Source organism: Microbulbifer flavimaris (assembly GCF_001641755.2).
GTDB lineage: Bacteria > Pseudomonadota > Gammaproteobacteria > Pseudomonadales > Cellvibrionaceae > Microbulbifer > Microbulbifer flavimaris.
On the sequence record NZ_LRFG02000001.1, the window covers coordinates 21469 to 40266 of the forward strand.

Here is an 18798-nt window from a genome sequence, read left to right on the forward strand (position 1 = left end):
GTCGGGGTGATGGGACATGCCTCTCGTATTTCAGCGGGCATAAAAAAACCGGCGCGAGCGCCGGTTTTTTCCCTGGATAGGTGTCAATCAGTTTTCTGATTTTTCGGCTTCTGAATCAGCCGCCACACCCATTTCTTCCAGCAGGTTATGGGCTCCGTCGACTTTCTCCATGACCCACAGCATATAGGCCACATCCACGTGGATGGCGCGAGTGTTGTCGTTGAAGTCCCAGTCGGCGTTGATGCTGTCGTAGGTGCCGTCAAATACCAGGCCGATCAGCTCACCCTTGCCGTTCATGGTGGCGGAGCCGGAGTTACCGCCAGTGATATCCACGGTGCTGAGGAAATTCACCGGAACAGAGTCGATCTCTCCCTTGTAGAAGCGACCGTAGTCCTCGTTCTCGATGGCGTCCAGCAGTGCCTGCGGTGCATCGAAGGGATCCTCGCCGGTGTACTTCTGCTTGATACCACGCAGGGTGGTAAACGGTACGAAGCTGTCCTTGCCATCATTGCCGTCCGCGGCTCCTTTGATGGTGCCTTCCGGCGGGGTGTAACCCTTGACCAGGCCGTAGGTCAGGCGCAGGGAGCTGTTGGCATCCGGGTAGACCGGCTTGCCCTGTTCCTTGTTATAGGCGATCAGCAGGTCCATGTATTTGGGGCGCAGCTCCGCAAAACGGCCGGTCATGGCCTTGTCCCGCTGCTCCATCGCGTAGGTGTCGTCATACATGGCCACCGCCAGCTGGATAAACGGATCTTCGCTGTTGCGGAAGTCTTGCGGGGATTTCTCCATCCACGCCAGGCGCGCGTCAGTCTCGGTGAGATCCGTGTTTTCGTACATGGCTGACAGCTTTTCCTGCAGGGCTTCACCGCTGGCGGCATCGCCGAGGAACTCGTCAAAGCTGTCGATACGCTGCTCTTCCGGCAGCTGGTTGTAGCGCTGGATAAAGTAGGTCCAGATAGCCTGATCCACCTGCGGGTGGAAGTTGCGCTCGATGCGCTTCATGCTTTCGGTGAAGCGGGTCATGTCGCGCTCCTGGTAACCCGGTTCGCGCTCCATGTTCGGCTTTTCATTTTCCAGGCTGAGGCGATACAGGCGCTGGGCTGCGCTCAGCATGGCGGAACGGCCCATATAGCGCATGACCAGATCGCGTTCCTGGGTAGACTGCTGCTCGGCGATCAGCGCCTGCAGGTCTGCAATCACGGAGGCGTACTTCTCCTTGGATTCCGGATTGGCTTCAATCCACGCCTGCAGGTCTTTTTCCAGCTGCTGCTTGCGCTCCAGCAGGTCGCTGCGTTCGTAGCCTTCCAGCATGCCGGTGAAGTTCTTGGCGTAGTTGTTCAGGCCGGCAACCAGGCTGGCATATTTCAGCTGCGCATCCTTGTTGCCCTCGCTGGCTTCACCGATCACTTCGGACCACTCCGCCAGCACTTTCTGCATGGTGGGGTAATACCAGTTGAAGTTGTTGTCCACTTCCACCGCGGTGCGATAGCGGTTGGTGCTGCCCGGGTAGCCGGCCACCATCACGTAATCGCCCTCATCGGGGCCTTTGGTGGCGACTTTCAGGTGATGCTTGGGCTTATAGGGGACGTTGTCCTCGGCATAATCCGCCGGCTTGCCGTCCGGGCCAACGTAGGCGCGCAGGAAGGAGTAATCGCCGGTGTGACGCGGCCACATCCAGTTGTCGATATCGCCACCGAACTTGCCGACGGAAGAAGCCGGTGCGTGCACCAGGCGCACATCGCGAATCGCCAGCTGTTTGATCAGGTAATAGGTGGCGCCGCCGTAGTAGCTGTAAACCTCACAGCGGTGACCCGGGTCGGACTCACAATCGGCAACCAGCGCTTTCTCTGCGTTTTCGATGGCCTTGAAGCGCTCGGCGCCGTCCATGTCATCGCTGAGCTTGCTCTTGATCTTGTCCGTAACCTCCTGCATATCCACGGTGACGTAGACACGGGAACCGGGGGCTGCGGGCACTTCTTCTTCCAGACTCTCGGCCAGGAAGCCATTGGCCAGCAGGTCGTTGTCCTCGGTGGAGTTGTAGGAGATGGAGCCGTAGGCGCAGTGATGGTTGGTGGCAACCAGGCCCTTGGGGGACACGAAGGACGCGGAACAGCCGCCGAGGCTGATGATGGCGTTCATGGGGAACTGGGTCAGGTCCGTCATGGTTTCCGGATCCAGTTCCAGCCCCAGACTCTTGAGCTTGTCGCCCAGAAGCGGCAGCTGGCTGGGCATCCACATTCCCTCGGTGGAGACAGAGGTTTCAGGGCCTTGCTGGGCTGTTTCCTGTTTGGTTTCAGTGACCGGTTTTGTCGTCTGGTCGGTCTCGGTGGGCTTGCCGTCGCAGGCGGCCAGCAGTGTCGCGGCCAGGGAGAGCCCCAGCACAGTCGATAACTTGGTTCTTTTCACGACTCATCCTTAGGATTATTGCTTATTGTGTGAACACTCTATGCGGCCGCAGCAGGCGGTCGCGAACGCCACATAATCCCACAATTGGCGGTTGGGTAAAACGCAAAAGCCGGTAACCTCGATTCAGGTTGCCGGCTTCTCTCGTCAGGTCTGGGAACTTCTGTTAAGTCCTGGAGGGGGCAATCAGCGACGGCGTTTCCACCTGCGCTCGTTGCGATCATAAATCCAGCCGCCGGCGGCACCGATGGCTGCCCCTGTCGCGACGCCGCGGGTATCTCCGCGGATGATCGCACCGGTAGCGGCACCAATGCCTGCGCCGGTAGTAACGCGCCGTTGGGAGTCGCTCATATTGGCGCAGCCGACACTGCCAAGGCTCGCCGCCAAAATGATGGCGAGACCACAATTTTGCACCGTACCTGTTCGCATCACGACCTCACATATTCTTCCTGCGAAAAACGTCGCTAGTGTAATGTGGCGGCCAGCCGGTGACGATGCGGGCTGGCCCCGATGGGCTCCCCGGGCAGCGAGGAGGCGAGCATCCCCTTACAGGTGCTACTGGAGCACCGCCCGGCTAGCGGCGGTATACGCGCCGGCCGTTACGGTCGTAGTAGTAATGGCGTTTTTTCTCGCGGTCGTAGAGCCAGCCTGCACCCGCACCGAGTACAGCGCCAGCGGCCGTGCCACCGGGGCGTCCGCCGGAGATCAGGGCGCCGGTTACCGCACCGATACCGACACCGGTGCCAATGCGTCGGTCGGTATCACTCATGTTGGCGCAGCCGGTTGTCAGGCTGCCAGCAAGCACGGTCGCAGAGACCAGGGATGTCAATCCCGCGCGCTTCAGAGAAAGATTCATCATCATTGCTCCTGATTTTTCGGTCACTGGAAACCGATTCAGAGGTGATAGAGGTAGACTTCCGGTTTGACGGAAGATAAGCGCAGGGCAGCAACCCGCGCAGACAGAAATGAGTGTATGGTTGTGCTCCGGTATTCCCCACTGCCGGCTCACAGGGTGGGGTTCACCAGTGGATGAGCGCCCAAAGCCTGGACATGACCCCGTACCCCCATGGCTTTGACGTTCAGAGATGGTGCTTTTTTGTTGAGAGTTGTTTGTGTTTGAAAAGAGAGACTTGATTGACATTGCCCGCATGCCAATGCCCTTTGGCAAGTATGCCGGTCGTGCGCTGATCGACTTGCCGGAGGAGTACCTGCTCTGGTTCCAGAAAAAAGAATTCCCCTCCGGACGGCTCGGTTACCTGATGGCCCTGACGCTGGAAATCAAAATTGAGGGATTGGAGGGGTTGATCCGGCCGTTAAAAGACGCCCGGTCGGCTGGTGGAGGGGATTAGGGCGCTGGCTGGCGATTTCTTGTAAGGCCTGATTAAAGCATCTAAAAAATCGGGCTGACCTTGGGCGGCCGTCGATGATCACGATTTGGGATGCCAGCGATCATCGTCCCCTTTCTCGTACTTTTCCTTTACCGCGGACCAGGCGACAGCATGGGCCGTTTCCTCCCGTGAGGAATCACCCCGGCGGTCCTCCGGATCTGCGTATTGCTCCCAGGCACTGTTGAACGCTTCCTTGTAAATCGATTGGGCATGCGGGGGCAGTACGCCTTTTACATTGTCCGGCAGTTCTTCACGACTTTTGTAGGGCATGGTGACTCCAGAAAAGTGGTTTTCCAGCAGTGTAGCTGTTGTCATATGAAGTTTGGGTAGGCGGCTCCCAACACTAAACTACGTAGTGCCTAGGTAAGAAGCTTCGTCACTGTTTGTAGTGCGAAGCGGCAAGAAGAAGCGGTCCGCAACGGAGCCCGGACAAGACCGTAAATAGGCCCACAGCGGGTGACCACTGGTCTGAGATGACTTCAGCGAGTGAACATGCGGTACTAACGTTCGGACAGCTTAAAGAGAGGGAGCGGTCGAAATGAATTCGGCCGCTATTCTCTTTTCTGGGGAAAACAAATTTTCAAAATGCTCAGCCTTTCAAGGCGGGATTGTCTGGCATTCTCATTCTCACCCGTTCCCAAATACGATCCTTCAGTGCTCCAGCTGTTCTTGTTCTTCTTATCCTGCATCTTGCTTCCCGGGGCTACGCCCCATGACCCCGGGTGCGGCGCTTTATTCGTCCGGACCTGGTGGAAAATAATGCGCTAACTGCAGAATAGGGCGACGGATCTGTGAATGTTGTAGCAGTTTTGTGCCGGATGGCTGGCCGCTGATGCCTCAATCTTCTAGTTTGGAATGGTAATGACATCGCTGTCATGGCTCTGCAAATAAATGACAGCGGTGTCATTTCCCGGGGTAATTGTGTGGAAACTGCCGCGCAGCCGCGCTTTAGCCGCCCCGGAAAACAATAAAAACGTTCAAGGTGAATCTCTATGAATCCCATAACCAATCCCAGCCCATGGCGTCGCGCCCTGCTGGCACTCGGCCTGATCAGCGGGCCCGCTTTCGCGGCCCCGGGGGCGCCCCAGATCGAATGGATGGAAACCAGCTTTGCCCTGGTGGAAGTGGACGATACGACCACGGCCTATGAGCAATTAGTTACCCGCCGCGACTATGCCGAGGTGCCGGTGTCCTGGACCAAGTGGTCCGGTGATGATGGCAATACCGTCCAGTATCTGCTGAATGGCGAGGTTGTACTGGAGCAGGCTGCCACCGGTAGTGGCAGCCAGAGTGGCTCTGCCACCTTGCAAGTAGACAAGGGTGGCCAGTACGACCTGCAGGTGGCGCTGTGTGATGACAGCGGCTGCAGCGCTTCCGCGGTGACCGAGATCGTGGTTGCCGATACCGACGGCAGCGGCCTGGCCCCTCTCGAGCTTACCGCTGGGGAGAACAACCAGCCCTATGCCAACACCAGTAACTCCGTGGTGGGTACCTACTTTGTGGAGTGGGGTGTTTACGGGCGTAAATTTCCGGTGGACAAGATCCCGGCATACAACCTGACCCATATTCTCTACGGCTTCATTCCAATCTGTGGTGGCGACGGTATCAATGACAGCCTGAAGTCAATTTCCGGTAGCTTTGAAGCCCTGCAGAAATCCTGCTCCGGCCGCGAGGATTTCAAAGTCAGTATCCACGATCCGTATGCGGCGGCCCAGAAGACCCAGGCCGGGCAAGATTTTTCGAGCCCTTATAAGGGCAATTTCGGTCAGTTGATGGCGCTGAAGCAAGCCTATCCGGATCTGAAAGTCCTGCCCTCCATTGGCGGCTGGACTCTGTCCGATCCTTTCTACTTCTTTGGTGATGCGGCGAAGCGCCAGACCTTCGTCGACTCGGTCGAGGAGTTCCTGCGCACCTGGAAGTTTTTCGATGGTGTGGATATCGACTGGGAATATCCCGGCGGTGGCGGTGCCAATGCCGCCCTGGGTGCCTCCGCGGATGGCGAAACCTATCGCCTGCTGATGCGAGACCTGCGCGCCATGCTCGACGGGCTCGAGCAGGAAACCGGGCGTGAATACCAGCTGACTTCTGCGGTGGGCGCCGATCCGGTCAAGGTGGCCCGTATCGATTACGGCGCTGTCGACCAGTATATGGATTACATCTTCCTGATGACCTACGACTTCTATGGCGCCTGGAGCAATGAGGTGTTGGGCCACCAGACCGCACTCTACGCCCCCAGCTGGGACCCCAGCGATGACTTCAATGTCACCAGTGGTGCCGAAGCGGTACTGAATGCCGGCCTGTCCCCGGGCAAGCTGGTGATCGGTGCTGCCATGTACGGCCGCGGTTGGACCGGCGTATCCGGCTGGAATGGTGGCGATCACATGACTGGCACAGCAACCGGTCCGGTGGCCGGCACCTGGGAAGCGGGTGTGGTCGACTACCGCGATGTTGCCGAGCGGCTGGCCAGTGGCAGCTACGAATACCATTACGACAGCACCGCGCAGGGTGCCTATATCTTCAATCCCACCAATGGCGACCTGATCACCTACGATGATGAAAATTCCGTCGCAGCCAAGGGCGCCTACGTGCGCAGCAATGGTTTTGCGGGGCTCTTCTCCTGGGAGATCGATGCGGACAACGGCGATATTCTCAACGCCATGCACGAGAGCCTCGGTCATGGCGGCGGCACCAACAACCGGGCTCCGGTTGCCAACGCCGGTGCCGACCAGGTAGTGGCTGGTGGGGATGCGGTGTCTCTGGACGGCAGCGCTTCTTATGACCTGGATGGGGATGTGCTGGTCTACGACTGGGTGCAGACCGGCGGAACCAGCGTGCAACTACAGGGCGCGGCCGGTGCCAATGCCAGTTTCGTGGCACCGCAGGTGAGTGAAGATACCTTGCTGGTATTCCAGCTCACGGTCCGTGATGCAGAGCCACTGAGCAGCAGCGATACCATCGAAGTGCTGGTGCAGGCTCCGCAGCCAAACCGGGCACCCGATGCCGACGCCGGAGCGGATCAGTCTGTGGTGACTCCTGCCAGCGTGACGCTCAACGGTAGTGCCTCGAGCGATGCAGACGGAGACAGCCTGACCTTCAGCTGGACCCAGGTCAGTGGCAGTGCGGTGTCATTGCAGAATGCCGCTCAGGCCAGCGCCAGCTTTGACGCTGCCGAGGTGAGTAACCAGGAGAGCCTCGTGTTCGAGTTGGCGGTCAGTGATGGTGTTGAGACCGATATCGATCAGGTGACCATTACCCTGTTGCCACCGCAGTCCAACACCGCCCCCGAGGTTTCTGTGCCGGCGAGCGTCACTGTGGCCGAGGGTGAGTCAGTCCAGATCACAGCCACTGGCAGCGACGCTGATGGTGACGTGCTGACATATAGCTGGAGTGCCCCCGCGTTCAATATCAGTGGTGGCGACAGCGCGACTGTGACCCTGACCGCACCCCAGGTTGGTGCCGACACGGTGCACACCGCGACAGTAACCGTCAGCGATGGTATCGACAGCGCTTCGGCCAGCGTCAGCGTTACGGTTACCAATTCCAGTGGTGGCGGTGAGCAGTGCGAACTGTCTGACCCCAATGCTTCGAGCTATCCGGCCTGGACCTCTGGTGCTACCTATACCGGCGGCGATCTGGTCAGCCACCTGGACCTGGTCTGGGAGGCAAACTACTGGACCCAGAGCGAACCGGGTTTCGACTCCGCGGATTGGTCACTCTTCAGTGACGTGGAGGTGCCCTGGAGCGCGAGCAAGGCCTATAACGGCGGTGACGAAGTCAACCACGAAGGGCTGCGCTACCGCGCCAAGTGGTGGACCCAGGGCGAAGAGCCCGGCGTCGCCGATGTCTGGGAAGAGATCGGTCCGGCGACCTGTAACTGAACACTCTCACAGGTGGTTGAAGTGGTAACGGTGGGGCGCTTCGGCGCCCTTACTGTTTATCGCCAGATTCAAGGCAATAAAAAACCCGGCACTGTGGCCGGGTTTTTTTGTCACGGGTGTGCGCCTTACTTGCGCTTGTCCGCAGGCACGTAGTCGCGCTGGGTGTAGCCGGTGTACAGCTGGCGCGGACGGCCGATCTTGTAGGGGTTGGAGATCATCTCGTTCCAGTGTGCGATCCAGCCGGCGGTGCGGCCGGTGGCAAAGATCACGGTGAACATATCGGTGGGGATACCGATCGCCTTCATGATAATACCGGAGTAGAAGTCCACGTTCGGGTACAGCTTCTTCTCGACGAAGTACTCATCTTCCAGTGCGATCTTTTCCAGCTTCTTGGCGATACGCAGCAGCGGGTCGTTCTCGGCACCCATGGCACCCAGGACTTCGTCGCAGATGCCCTGCATCACACGGGAGCGCGGGTCGAAGTTCTTGTAGACGCGGTGGCCGAAGCCCATCAGGCGGAACGGATCGTTCTTGTCCTTGGCGCGCTTGACGAACTCGTCGATGCGGCTCTCGTCGCCGATCTCCTGCAGCATGTTCAGTACCGCTTCGTTGGCACCACCGTGAGCCGGTCCCCACAGGGCCGCGATGCCGGAGGAAATACAGGCGAAGGGGTTGGCGCCGGAGGAGCCAGCCAGACGCACGGTGGAAGTAGAGGCGTTCTGCTCGTGGTCGGCGTGCAGCAGGAAGATGATGTCCATGGCCTTGGCGACCACCGGGTCGATCTTGCTGGTCTCGCAGGGATTGCCAAACATCATGTGCAGGAAGTTCTCGGCGTAGCCGAGGTTGTTGTCCGGATACATGAAGGGCTGGCCCTTGGAGTGCTTGTAGCACATGGCGGCCAGGGTCGGCATCTTGGCGATCAGGCGATGGGCGGAGATTCTGCGGTGCTCCGGATCGTTGATATCCAGGGAGTCATGGTAGAAAGAGGCGAGGGCGCCGACCACGCCGCACATCATGGCCATCGGGTGCGCGTCGTAGCGGAAGCCCTTGAAGAAGTTGACGATCGACTCATGCACCATGGTGTGGTTCATGATGGTCTCGACGTACCCTTTCTTCTCTTCTGCGCTCGGCAGCTCGCCGTTCATCAGCAGGTAGCAGGTTTCCAGGTAGTCGGATTGCTCAGCGAGCTGCTCGATGGGGTAACCGCGGTGCAGCAGCTGGCCCTTGGCGCCATCGATATAGGTGATCTTGGATTCGCAGGCGGCGGTGGACACAAAGCCCGGGTCGTAGGTAAACAAGCCCTTGCCGGTGAGGCTGCCAACGTCGACAACGTCGGGGCCGAGTGTGCCGGAGAGCACAGGCATCTCAATAGTGCCGTCGATACCATCGACCTTAAGTTGCGCTTTTTTATCGGACATTGCGGACTCCTAAAACTGTTCTTATGCCGCCTGATTCCCTGTCACTGTGGGCAGTAGCGGGCTTTTGAGCGGGGCCAAACTTAAGTGGCGCGCCCCCAATTGTCAAACTGAAACGGCCGAAACCGGCCCCTGCAAACGGCAGAATATGCGGTCACCCTTCTGTGAAGGAGAGGAATTGCCTGAATAACCCCGTTTTTTGTCCAAGTATCTTCGGTGCTGACCTCCCGCCCCGTGGAGGTTTTCAGTCACCGGGCGGTAGAGGCAGGCGCCCCGGGGCGGCCGCAGTTTCATTGTCTTTTGAGCGCCAAATGCCTATAATCCGCGCGGCCTGCGCCGAGGTACGGCCATTTTGTACAAGCCTTCATCAGGTCGAGTGCAAAGTGAGCAGCAGGCGATTCGCCCCTCCATTGAAAGCTAACGGGCGCCCGGTCGTTCAGGGCAACAAGGTGTTTTTCCTGTGAACAAAAGCAGACCTGTCAATCTAGACATTTCCACTATCAAGCTCCCCGCTGCCGCACTGGTTTCCATTCTTCACCGTATTTCCGGTGTTGTGCTCTTCGCCGTGATGGCGTTGCTGCTGTGGATGCTGGGTACCAGTCTCGAGTCCGAGCAGGGCTTCGCAAGTGTAGCCGAGACTTTCAGCAGCATCCCCGCGAAGATCATTCTGTGGGCCTCTCTCGCTGCCCTCATCTATCACCTGGTGGCTGGCGTACGTCATTTATTCATGGACCTCGGGATCGGTGAATCCCTGGAAGGCGGCCGTCGCGGCGCCGTGATGGTGTTGGTCCTGAGCGTTATTCTGATTCTGGCAGTGGGGGTATGGTTATGGTAACCACCGTTACAAGTTTCGGTCGCAGCGGTACTTTTGACTGGCTGTACCAGCGTATCACCGCGGTCATTCTCGCGGCCTATACCCTCTTTATTGTGGGTTACATCTTCCTGACTGATGACTTCGGTTATCAGTCCTGGTCTGCACTGTTCCAGAACTTCTGGGTGCGGGTCTTCAGCCTTGTGGCGCTGCTCTCAATGGTAGCGCATGCCTGGATCGGTCTCTGGTCTGTTGTGACCGACTACCTCACCAATCGCATGATGGGTCCCAAAGCGACAGTCTTTCGGGTCCTGGCTCAGATGGTACTGGGCGCGGTAGCCGTGATTTACACGGTGTGGGGCATTCAAATTTTGTGGGGTGTGTAATTTATGGCGAACATGCGAACCATTTCCTTTGACGGGATCGTAATTGGCGGTGGCGGCGCGGGTATGCGCGCTGCACTGCAGATGGCCCAATCCGGCTTCAAGACCGCGGTCATCACCAAAGTCTTTCCCACCCGTTCGCACACTGTGTCCGCCCAGGGGGGGATCACCTGTGCAATTGCCAGTGCCGACCCGCAGGACGACTGGCGCTGGCACATGTACGACACCGTCAAGGGCTCCGACTATATCGGTGACCAGGACGCGATCGAGTACATGTGTTCCACCGGCCCAGAGGCCGTGTTCGAGCTGGAACACATGGGCCTGCCATTCTCCCGTACCGAAAACGGCCGCATCTACCAGCGTCCGTTCGGCGGCCAGTCCAAGGACTTTGGTCGCGGCGGCCAGGCGGCGCGTACCTGTGCTGCGGCAGACCGTACCGGCCACGCCCTGCTGCACACCCTGTACCAGAACAACGTCAAGAACGAGACCGTCTTCCTGAACGAGTGGTTTGCCGTTGACCTGGTAAAGAACCAGGATGGCGCCGTGGTGGGTGTGATTGCCCTGTGCATCGAAGATGGCGAAGTGGTCTTCATCAAGTCCAAGGCCACCGTGCTGGCCACTGGCGGTGCCGGCCGTATCTACGCTTCCACCACCAACGCCCACATCAATACCGGTGACGGCATCGGCATGGCCCTGCGCGCCGGTTTCCCGGTGCAGGACATGGAGATGTGGCAGTTCCACCCCACCGGTATCCACGGTGCGGGTACCCTGGTGACCGAGGGTTGCCGCGGTGAAGGTGGCTACCTGATCAACAAGGATGGCGAGCGCTTCATGGAGCGTTATGCCCCCAACGCCAAGGATCTGGCCGGCCGCGACGTGGTTGCGCGTTCCATGGTGCTGGAAATCCTCGATGGTCGCGGCTGCGGCCCCAATGGCGACCATGTTTACCTGAAGCTCGACCACCTGGGTGAGGAAGTGCTGAACAGCCGCCTGCCGGGTATCTGTGAGCTGGCCAAGACCTTTGCCCACGTGGATCCGGTCAAGACCCCGATCCCTGTGGTGCCTACCTGCCATTACATGATGGGCGGTATCCCGACCAATGTGCATGGCCAGGCCCTGACCCAGGATGCCTCCGGCAACGACCAGGTTATCGACGGCTTCTACGCCTGTGGTGAGGCGGCTTGCGTGTCCGTACATGGTGCCAACCGCCTGGGCGGCAACTCGCTGCTGGACCTGGTGGTATTCGGTCGCGCTTCCGGCCTGTTTATCGAGCAGTCCCTGCGCGAGGGCATCGAGCACCGCGAGGCTTCCGAGTCGGACCTCGAGGCCGCCATGTCGCGCCTGAACAACCTCGAGCACAAGAACGACGGCGAGAAGGCATCTGATCTCCGTCGCGAGCTGCAGAACGTGATGCAGAACCAGTTCGGTGTATTCCGCCGCGGCGACTATATGGCCGAGGGCGTGAAGAAGCTGGAAGACCTGCGTGCGCGTATCGAGAACGTCCGCCTGGACGACAAGAGCCGCACCTTCAACACCGCCCGAATCGAGGCGCTGGAGCTGCAGAACCTGCTGGAAGTGGCCGAGTCCACCGCCATCGCCGCGGAGACCCGTGTCGAGAGCCGCGGTGCCCACGCCCGCGAGGACTTCCAGGAGCGCGACGACGAAAACTGGCTGTGCCACTCCATGTTCTTCCCGACCGAGAAGCGTGTCGGCAAGCGCGCGGTGAATTTCGCACCGAACACCATGGAGGCGTTCGAGCCCAAGGCCCGTACCTACTAAGAGTTTGCAGGGCGCGCGAACGCGCCCTTCATTCGGAAGCTGACATATGTTGAAAGTAAGCATTTACCGTTACAACCCGGAGACCGACAAGGCTCCCTACATGCAGGACTACGAGTTCGACACCCAGGGCAAGGACCTGATGGTGCTGGACGTGCTCGAAGCGCTGAAGGCCCAGGACTCCAGCCTGTCTTTCCGTCGCTCCTGCCGTGAAGGTGTGTGCGGTTCCGACGGCATGAATATTTCCGGCCGCAATGGCCTGGCCTGCACCACGCCGCTGTCCGAGGCAGCGCCCAAGGGCAAGCTGGTCCTGCGTCCGCTGCCGGGCCTGCCGGTGATCCGCGACCTGGTTGTGGATATGGAGCAGTTCTACGAGCAGTACAAAAAGATCGAGCCCTACCTGCAGAACGACACCCCGGCTCCGGCCATCGAGCGTCTGCAGAGCCCGGAAGATCGCGAGAAGCTGGACGGTCTGTACGAGTGCATTCTGTGCGCATGCTGTTCCACTGCCTGTCCGTCCTTCTGGTGGAACCCGGACAAGTTCATCGGGCCGGCCGGCCTCTTGCAGGCTTATCGCTTCCTGGCGGACAGCCGCGATACGGCCACCGAGGAGCGTCTGTCCAACCTGGATGACCCCTTCAGCGTTTTCCGTTGTCACGGTATCCAGAACTGCGTGAACGTGTGTCCGAAGGGCTTGAACCCGACCCGGGCTATCGGCCATATCCGCAATATGCTGCTGACCCGCGCCGTCTGATTCGGCGCCGGTGTCTCAGGGGCGGATTTCCTCCGGCTTTGCCCGGTAGGGAATACAGCAATCAGTGACGGCGCCTGAGCCGCTGCCAGAATAAAAAGGGGAGGTGACTACGGCACCTCCCCTTTTGTGAGTTGGCCAGAGGGTCGATTCGAGGGCAGTGGCAACAGGCGTTTTGTTGCAATCAGGCTTTGGCGCCGGCTGGAAGGGCGCTGGTGCCGCAGCGATGGAACCCGCTGCGGCAGGCAGGAACTTTGAGAATCGCAGTGTCGACGGGCACTGCAATGAGGTAGGCATAAACATGCACGAAAGCACCATGGAGCAGCTGTGGCGTAGCTCCCATATCTCCGGGGGCAACGCCGCCTACGTGGAGGACCTCTACGAAACCTATCTGCACGACCCGAGTGGCGTGCCGGAGGAGTGGCGCAATTACTTTGACAGCCTCCCGCGGGTGCCGGGTGGTGATGTCTCCCACGAGGCCATCCGTGCGCACTTCGAACTGCTGGGCAAGAACCGCACCCGCCCGCTGTCCGCACCCGGTGCCGGTGCCATCAATGTCGAACACGAGCGCAAGCAGGTTCGCGTCCTCCAGCTGATCAACTCTTACCGTCACCGGGGCCACAAAAAGGCCACCCTCGACCCGCTCGGCCTGATGGCCCGCGAGCAGGTGCCGGATCTGCAGTTGAACTACCACGGCCTCACCGAGGGCGACTTCGATACCACTTTCCAGACCGGCGACCTGTTCTTCGGGCAGGGCGAAGCGACGCTGCGGGAAATTGTAGAGGGCCTCGAGCGCACCTACTGCGGCAATCTCGGCGCGGAAATCATGCATCTGTCGAATCTCGACGAGCAGCAGTGGTTCCAGCAGCGTCTCGAGCGCAGCCAGGCGCGCCCCAACTTCGGCGCGGATATCCGCAAGGAAATCCTGCAGCGCCTCTCTGCTGCAGAGGGCCTGGAGCGCCATCTGGATTCCAAATACCCGGGCACCAAGCGTTTCGGTGTAGAGGGCGGTGAGAGCCTGATCCCCCTGATGGATGCCCTGATTCGCCGCTCCGGCACCTACGGTGTCAAGGAAGTGGTGATGGGCATGGCCCACCGCGGTCGCCTCAATACCCTGGTGAATATTCTCGGCAAGAATCCGTCGGACCTGTTCGAGGAGTTCGAGGGCAAGAAAACCCTGGATACCTCCGGTGATGTGAAATACCACCAGGGTTTCTCCTCCAACGTGATGACACCGGGCGGCGAAGTACATCTGGCGCTGGCCTTTAACCCGTCGCACCTGGAGATCTGTGCACCGGTGGTGGTCGGCTCCGTGCGCGCCCGCCAGGATCGCCGCAGTGACAACACCGGCGAAAAGGTCATGCCGATCAATATCCACGGTGATGCCGCGTTTGCCGCGCAGGGTGTGGTGCAGGAAACCCTGCAGATGTCCCAGACCCGCGGCTACTACACCGGCGGCAGCGTGCATATCGTGCTGAACAACCAGGTGGGCTTCACCACGAGCAAGCGCGAGGACGCCCGCTCCACCGAGTACTGCACCGACGTTGCCAAGATGATCGATGCCCCGGTGCTGCACGTGAATGGCGACGACCCGGAAATGGTCGTGCTGGCGGCACTGCTGGCGGTGGACTACCGCTACGAATTCAAGAAAGACATCGTCATCGACCTGGTGTGCTACCGCCGTCGCGGCCACAACGAGACCGATGATCCGTCCGGCACCCAGCCGTTGATGTACCAGGCGATCCGCAAACACAAGACCACCCGCACCCTGTATGCGGAAAAGCTGGTGGATGAGGGCGTGCTGGACAAGTCTGAGGCTGACAAGCTGGCCAGCGATTACCGCGACAAGCTGGATCGGGGTGAAGACGTTGCCACCGGCCTGGTCAAGGAGCCCGACGAGTCCATGTTCGTGGACTGGAGCCCCTACCTGGATCACGACTGGCAGACCCCGGGAGACACCAGTTACGCGTTGCCGAAACTGAAAGACGTGGCCACCCGCATGACCACCGTCCCGGACGGTGTCGTGCTGCAGCGCCAGGTCTCCAAGATCTATGAAGACCGCCGCAAGATGGCCGGCGGTGCATTGCCGCTGAACTGGGGCATGGCCGAGACCCTGGCCTACGGTACGCTGCTGGAGCAGGGCTACATGATACGCCTCACCGGTGAGGACGTGGGCCGCGGCACCTTCTCCCACCGCCACGCGGTGATTCACAGCCAGAAGGACGGCCAGTCCTACGTGCCACTGCAGAACATGCAGGAAGGTCAGCCGCCGTTCTACATCTACGACTCCCTGCTCTCGGAAGAGGGTGTGCTGGCTTTCGAATACGGTTATGCCACCACCACGCCCAAGTCCCTGATTATCTGGGAAGCGCAGTTTGGCGATTTTGCCAATGGTGCCCAGGTGGTGATCGACCAGTTCATCACTTCCGGTGAGCACAAGTGGGGCCGTATGTGCGGCCTGGTGATGCTGCTGCCGCACGGCTACGAGGGGCAGGGCCCGGAGCACTCCTCCGCGCGCCTTGAGCGCTTCATGCAGTTGTGTGCCGAGCACAATATCCAGGTGTGTAACGCCACCACGCCGGCCCAGATCTTCCACCTGTTGCGTCGCCAAGCCATTCGCCCGATGCGTCGCCCGCTGGTGATCATGAGCCCGAAGTGGATCCTGCGTCACAAGCTGGCCACCTCCAGCCTGGACGAACTGGCCAATGGCCAATTCCACAATGTGATCCAGGACGGGGGCGTCGATCCGGCCAAGGTAAAACGCCTGATCATCTGCTCCGGCAAGGTCTACTACCATTTGCTCGAAGCACGCATGGAGCGGGAGCAGGACGATGTCGCGCTGGTGCGCATCGAGCAGCTCTATCCCTTCCCGGATGAAGAGTTCCTGGACGCGGTTTCCGCTTTCAAGAACATCAAGAGCGTGGCCTGGTGCCAGGAAGAGCCCATGAACCAGGGGGCCTGGTATCACAGTCAGCATCACATGCGTCGCCTGCTGGCGGAAACGCATCCGAAGCTGGATCTGGAATACGTGGGCCGTCCGGCCTCTGCAGCTCCGGCTGCGGGGTATATGTCCACACACCTGGAAGAACAGAACAAGTTCATCAACGAGGCGCTGACCGTCAAGTAAATCGGCGGCAGTAATTAGTGAATAGGGCGTTACCAACACGATTCGCCCAAGAGTCAATCTCAGGAAACAGGAACAATGACGATCGAGATTAAAGCGCCAACTTTCCCGGAATCCGTTCAGGATGGCACCGTGGCCACCTGGCACAAGAAGCCCGGTGAGGCCGTCTCCCGCGATGAACTGATCGTGGACATCGAAACCGACAAGGTTGTCCTGGAAGTGGTGGCACCGGCCGACGGTGCCCTCAGCGAAATCATCAAGGACGAGGGCGATACCGTCCTCTCCAACGAGGTGATCGCCAAGTTCGAGGAAGGTGCCGGTGGCGGCGCGGCCAAGGACGAAGGCGAGGGCGAGAAGAAAGAAGCCAAGGAAGAGCCCAAGAAGGAGGAAGCCGAAGCCTCCAAAGGCGGCGAGGACCAGCTGGTAAATCCGGCTGCGCGCAAGCTGGCTGAGGAAAAGGGTGTCGACCTGAGCAAGGTCCAGGGCTCCGGTAAAGGCGGTCGCATCACCAAGGAAGATGTGCAGAAAGCCGAGAAGGCACCGGCAGCAGCCCCGTCAGCGGCGGCAGCAGAAATACCGGTTGCCGCTGGCGAGCGCGTTGAGAAGCGCGTGCCCATGACCCGCATGCGCAAGCGCATCGCCGAGCGCCTGCTCGACGCCTCCCAGTCCACCGCCATGCTCACCACCTTCAATGAGGTGAACATGAAGCCGGTCATGGACCTGCGCAAAAACTACAAAGAGCTGTTCGAGAAGATGCATAACGGCACCCGTCTCGGCTTTATGGGCTTCTTCGTGAAGGCCGCTGTTGAAGCGCTGAAGCGCTACCCGGCAGTCAACGCCTCTATCGACGGTGACGATATTGTCTACCACGGCTACCAGGATATCGGTGTGGCGGTTTCCTCACCGAAAGGTCTGGTGGTGCCGATCCTGCGCAATGCCGAGAACATGGGCCTGGCGGACATGGAAAACAATATCCGTGACCTGGGCCTGCGTGCTCGCGACGGCAAGCTGTCCATCGAGGAAATGACCGGCGGTACCTTCACCATCACCAACGGTGGTGTGTTTGGTTCCCTGCTGTCCACCCCGATCCTGAACCCGCCGCAGACCGCCATTCTCGGTATGCACAAAATCCAGGAACGCCCGATGGCCGTCGACGGCAAGGTTGAAATCCTGCCGATGATGTACCTGGCGTTGTCCTACGACCACCGCCTGATCGATGGCAAAGAAGCTGTTGGTTTCCTGGTGGCGATCAAGGAAATGATCGAGGATCCCGCGCGCATCCTGCTGGAAGTTTAAGCGCGCGAAGTAACTCGTCCTGCGGGAGCCACTGCTCCCGCGGAAACCCTGAACACACGAATATCTGGAACTGACCATGTCGGAAAAATTTGACGTAATCGTTATTGGCTCCGGTCCGGGGGGATACGTCGCGGCCATTCGCGCAGCCCAGCTCGGCCTGAAAACTGCCTGTGTGGAAAAGTGGAAGAACAAAGAAGGCAAGGGCGTTAACGGCGGTACCTGCCTGAACGTTGGTTGTATTCCCTCCAAGGCGCTGCTGGACAGCTCCTGGAAGTACCACGAGGCCAAAGACGACTTCGACATCCACGGCATCGAGACCAAGAGCGTCAAGATGGACGTGCCGAAAATGCTCGAGCGCAAGGACGATATCGTCAAGAAACTGACCGGTGGTGTATCCGGCCTGTTTACCGCCAACAAGGTGACTTCCATCTGGGGCAGCGGCAAGCTGCTGGCCAACAAGAAAGTGGAAGTGACTGACGACGAGGGCAAGACCACCGTCTACGAGGCCGAGAACATCATCCTGGCTTCCGGTTCAGTGCCGGTGAACATTCCTCCGGCCCCGGTGGACAACAAGGTGATCGTCGACTCCACCGGCGCGCTGGAATTCCCGAAAGTACCGAAGCGCCTGGGCGTGATCGGTGCTGGCGTGATCGGCCTGGAACTGGGCTCTGTCTGGAGCCGCTTGGGTTCCGACGTTGTTGTTCTGGAAGCTCTGGACGATTTCCTGTCCATCTGGGACAAGCAGATCGCCAAGGAAGCCCAGAAGACCTTCAAGAAGCAGGGCCTCGATGTGCGTCTGTCCTGCCGTGTGACCGGCTCCGACGTCAAGAAAGACGAAGTGGTTGTCACCTATGAAGACAAAGACGGCAACGAGCAGCAGGAAACCTTTGATCGGCTGATCGTATGCGTGGGCCGTCGCCCCTACACCGAGGGGCTGCTGTCTGAAGACGCGGGCGTCAAGCTGGACGAGCGTGGCTTCATCTACGTCAATGACCTCTGCATGACTTCCGCTCCCGGTGTCTGGGCTGTGGGTGACGTGGTACGCGGACCGATGCTGGCCCACAAAGCCTCCGAGGAAGGTGTCGTGGTTGCCGAACGCATCGCCGGCCAGAAACCGATGATGAACTATGACGTCATCCCCAACGTGATTTACACCCACCCGGAAATCGCCTCCGTGGGTCGCACCGAAGAACAGGTGAAAGCCGAAGGTGAGCCCTACAATGTAGGCGTCTTTCCGTTTGCCGCTTCCGGTCGCGCCATGGCTGCGAACGACACGGGTGGCATGGTCAAGATCATCGCCCACGCGGAGACTGATCGTGTGCTGGGTGCACACATCATTGGCCCGTCTGCTGCCGATCTGGTACAGCAGGTGGCGATTGCCATGGAGTTCGGCTCCAGCGCGGAAGATATCGGTATGACCGTCTTCGGTCACCCGACTCTGTCCGAGGCAGTGAAGGAAGCTGCGCTTGCAGTAAACGGCCACGCGATCCATATCGCCAACCGCAAAAAGCGCAAGTAAAAATCAGGAAGTAGGGGCGGACCACGTGTTCGCCCCGTTTAGTTCGGGCGAACA

The 18798-nt window shown here is 59.7% G+C and carries 14 protein-coding genes; 9 read left to right on the forward strand and 5 right to left on the reverse strand.

Translation table 11 applies throughout. From position 1 onward, the window contains the following. Window positions 1-87: 87 nt before the first annotated feature. The 3 genes from AWR36_RS00100 to AWR36_RS00110 all read right to left on the reverse strand — a co-directional run bounded on the left by AWR36_RS00100 (window position 88) and on the right by AWR36_RS00110 (window position 3262). Complete coding sequence (locus AWR36_RS00100) at window positions 88-2406, reverse strand: S46 family peptidase (RefSeq protein ID WP_096866602.1); 2319 nt, start codon at window positions 2404-2406, stop codon at window positions 88-90. A gap of 183 nt (window positions 2407-2589) precedes the next feature. Then, entirely contained in the window at window positions 2590-2832 is a 243-nt protein-coding gene (locus tag AWR36_RS00105; protein WP_067079538.1) for a YMGG-like glycine zipper-containing protein, read from the reverse strand. A 145-nt stretch (window positions 2833-2977) separates the two neighbouring features. Then, window positions 2978-3262: a hypothetical protein gene (locus AWR36_RS00110; protein WP_067079540.1), complete on the reverse strand. Its 285-nt coding sequence runs from the start codon at window positions 3260-3262 to the stop codon at window positions 2978-2980. A gap of 253 nt (window positions 3263-3515) precedes the next feature. Between AWR36_RS00110 and AWR36_RS00115 the strand changes: the two genes are divergently transcribed. After that, window positions 3516-3752, forward strand: a complete 237-nt coding sequence (locus tag AWR36_RS00115; RefSeq protein WP_082679383.1) for a DUF3820 family protein — start codon at window positions 3516-3518, stop codon at window positions 3750-3752. Between the two features lie 78 nt (window positions 3753-3830). Here AWR36_RS00115 and chaB read toward each other — a convergent pair whose 3' ends face one another. Continuing rightward, on the reverse strand, window positions 3831-4061 hold the full coding sequence (chaB, locus tag AWR36_RS00120) for a putative cation transport regulator ChaB (RefSeq protein WP_067079541.1): 231 nt from the start codon (window positions 4059-4061) through the stop codon (window positions 3831-3833). 722 nt (window positions 4062-4783) lie between these two features. On the opposite strand from chaB, the gene AWR36_RS00125 reads away from it, so the two are divergent. Beyond that, on the forward strand, window positions 4784-7669 hold the full coding sequence (locus AWR36_RS00125; RefSeq protein WP_067079543.1) for a glycosyl hydrolase family 18 protein: 2886 nt from the start codon (window positions 4784-4786) through the stop codon (window positions 7667-7669). A 125-nt stretch (window positions 7670-7794) separates the two neighbouring features. Here AWR36_RS00125 and gltA read toward each other — a convergent pair whose 3' ends face one another. Then, the gene (gltA, locus tag AWR36_RS00130) at window positions 7795-9087 is read right to left on the reverse strand and encodes a citrate synthase (protein ID WP_067079544.1); all 1293 of its coding nucleotides are present in this window, start codon (window positions 9085-9087) and stop codon (window positions 7795-7797) included. Window positions 9088-9544: 457 nt separating this feature from the next. Here gltA and sdhC point away from each other — a divergent pair, with 457 nt between their 5' ends. The 7 genes from sdhC to lpdA all read left to right on the forward strand — a co-directional run bounded on the left by sdhC (window position 9545) and on the right by lpdA (window position 18744). Continuing rightward, entirely contained in the window at window positions 9545-9919 is a 375-nt protein-coding gene (sdhC, locus tag AWR36_RS00135; RefSeq protein ID WP_067079546.1) for a succinate dehydrogenase, cytochrome b556 subunit, read from the forward strand. After that, window positions 9913-10281, forward strand: coding sequence for a succinate dehydrogenase, hydrophobic membrane anchor protein (gene sdhD / locus AWR36_RS00140; protein WP_067079548.1), 369 nt, complete (start codon window positions 9913-9915; stop codon window positions 10279-10281). Before sdhC ends, sdhD begins: the two co-directional genes overlap by 7 nt. Window positions 10282-10284: 3 nt before the next feature. Next, window positions 10285-12057 (forward strand): succinate dehydrogenase flavoprotein subunit, encoded by a 1773-nt coding sequence (gene sdhA, locus AWR36_RS00145; protein WP_067079550.1) that lies wholly within the window; start codon window positions 10285-10287, stop codon window positions 12055-12057. Window positions 12058-12103: 46 nt separating this feature from the next. Further along, complete coding sequence (locus tag AWR36_RS00150; RefSeq protein WP_067079552.1) at window positions 12104-12808, forward strand: succinate dehydrogenase iron-sulfur subunit; 705 nt, start codon at window positions 12104-12106, stop codon at window positions 12806-12808. Between the two features lie 298 nt (window positions 12809-13106). Beyond that, window positions 13107-15932 (forward strand): 2-oxoglutarate dehydrogenase E1 component, encoded by a 2826-nt coding sequence (locus AWR36_RS00155; protein WP_067081687.1) that lies wholly within the window; start codon window positions 13107-13109, stop codon window positions 15930-15932. Window positions 15933-16007: 75 nt separating this feature from the next. Then, the gene (gene odhB / locus AWR36_RS00160) at window positions 16008-17225 is read left to right on the forward strand and encodes a 2-oxoglutarate dehydrogenase complex dihydrolipoyllysine-residue succinyltransferase (RefSeq protein ID WP_067079554.1); all 1218 of its coding nucleotides are present in this window, start codon (window positions 16008-16010) and stop codon (window positions 17223-17225) included. Window positions 17226-17301: 76 nt separating this feature from the next. Further along, a complete protein-coding gene (gene lpdA, locus AWR36_RS00165) occupies window positions 17302-18744 on the forward strand; it encodes a dihydrolipoyl dehydrogenase (RefSeq protein WP_067079556.1) in 1443 nt (480 codons plus the stop codon). Window positions 18745-18798 lie beyond the last annotated feature (54 nt).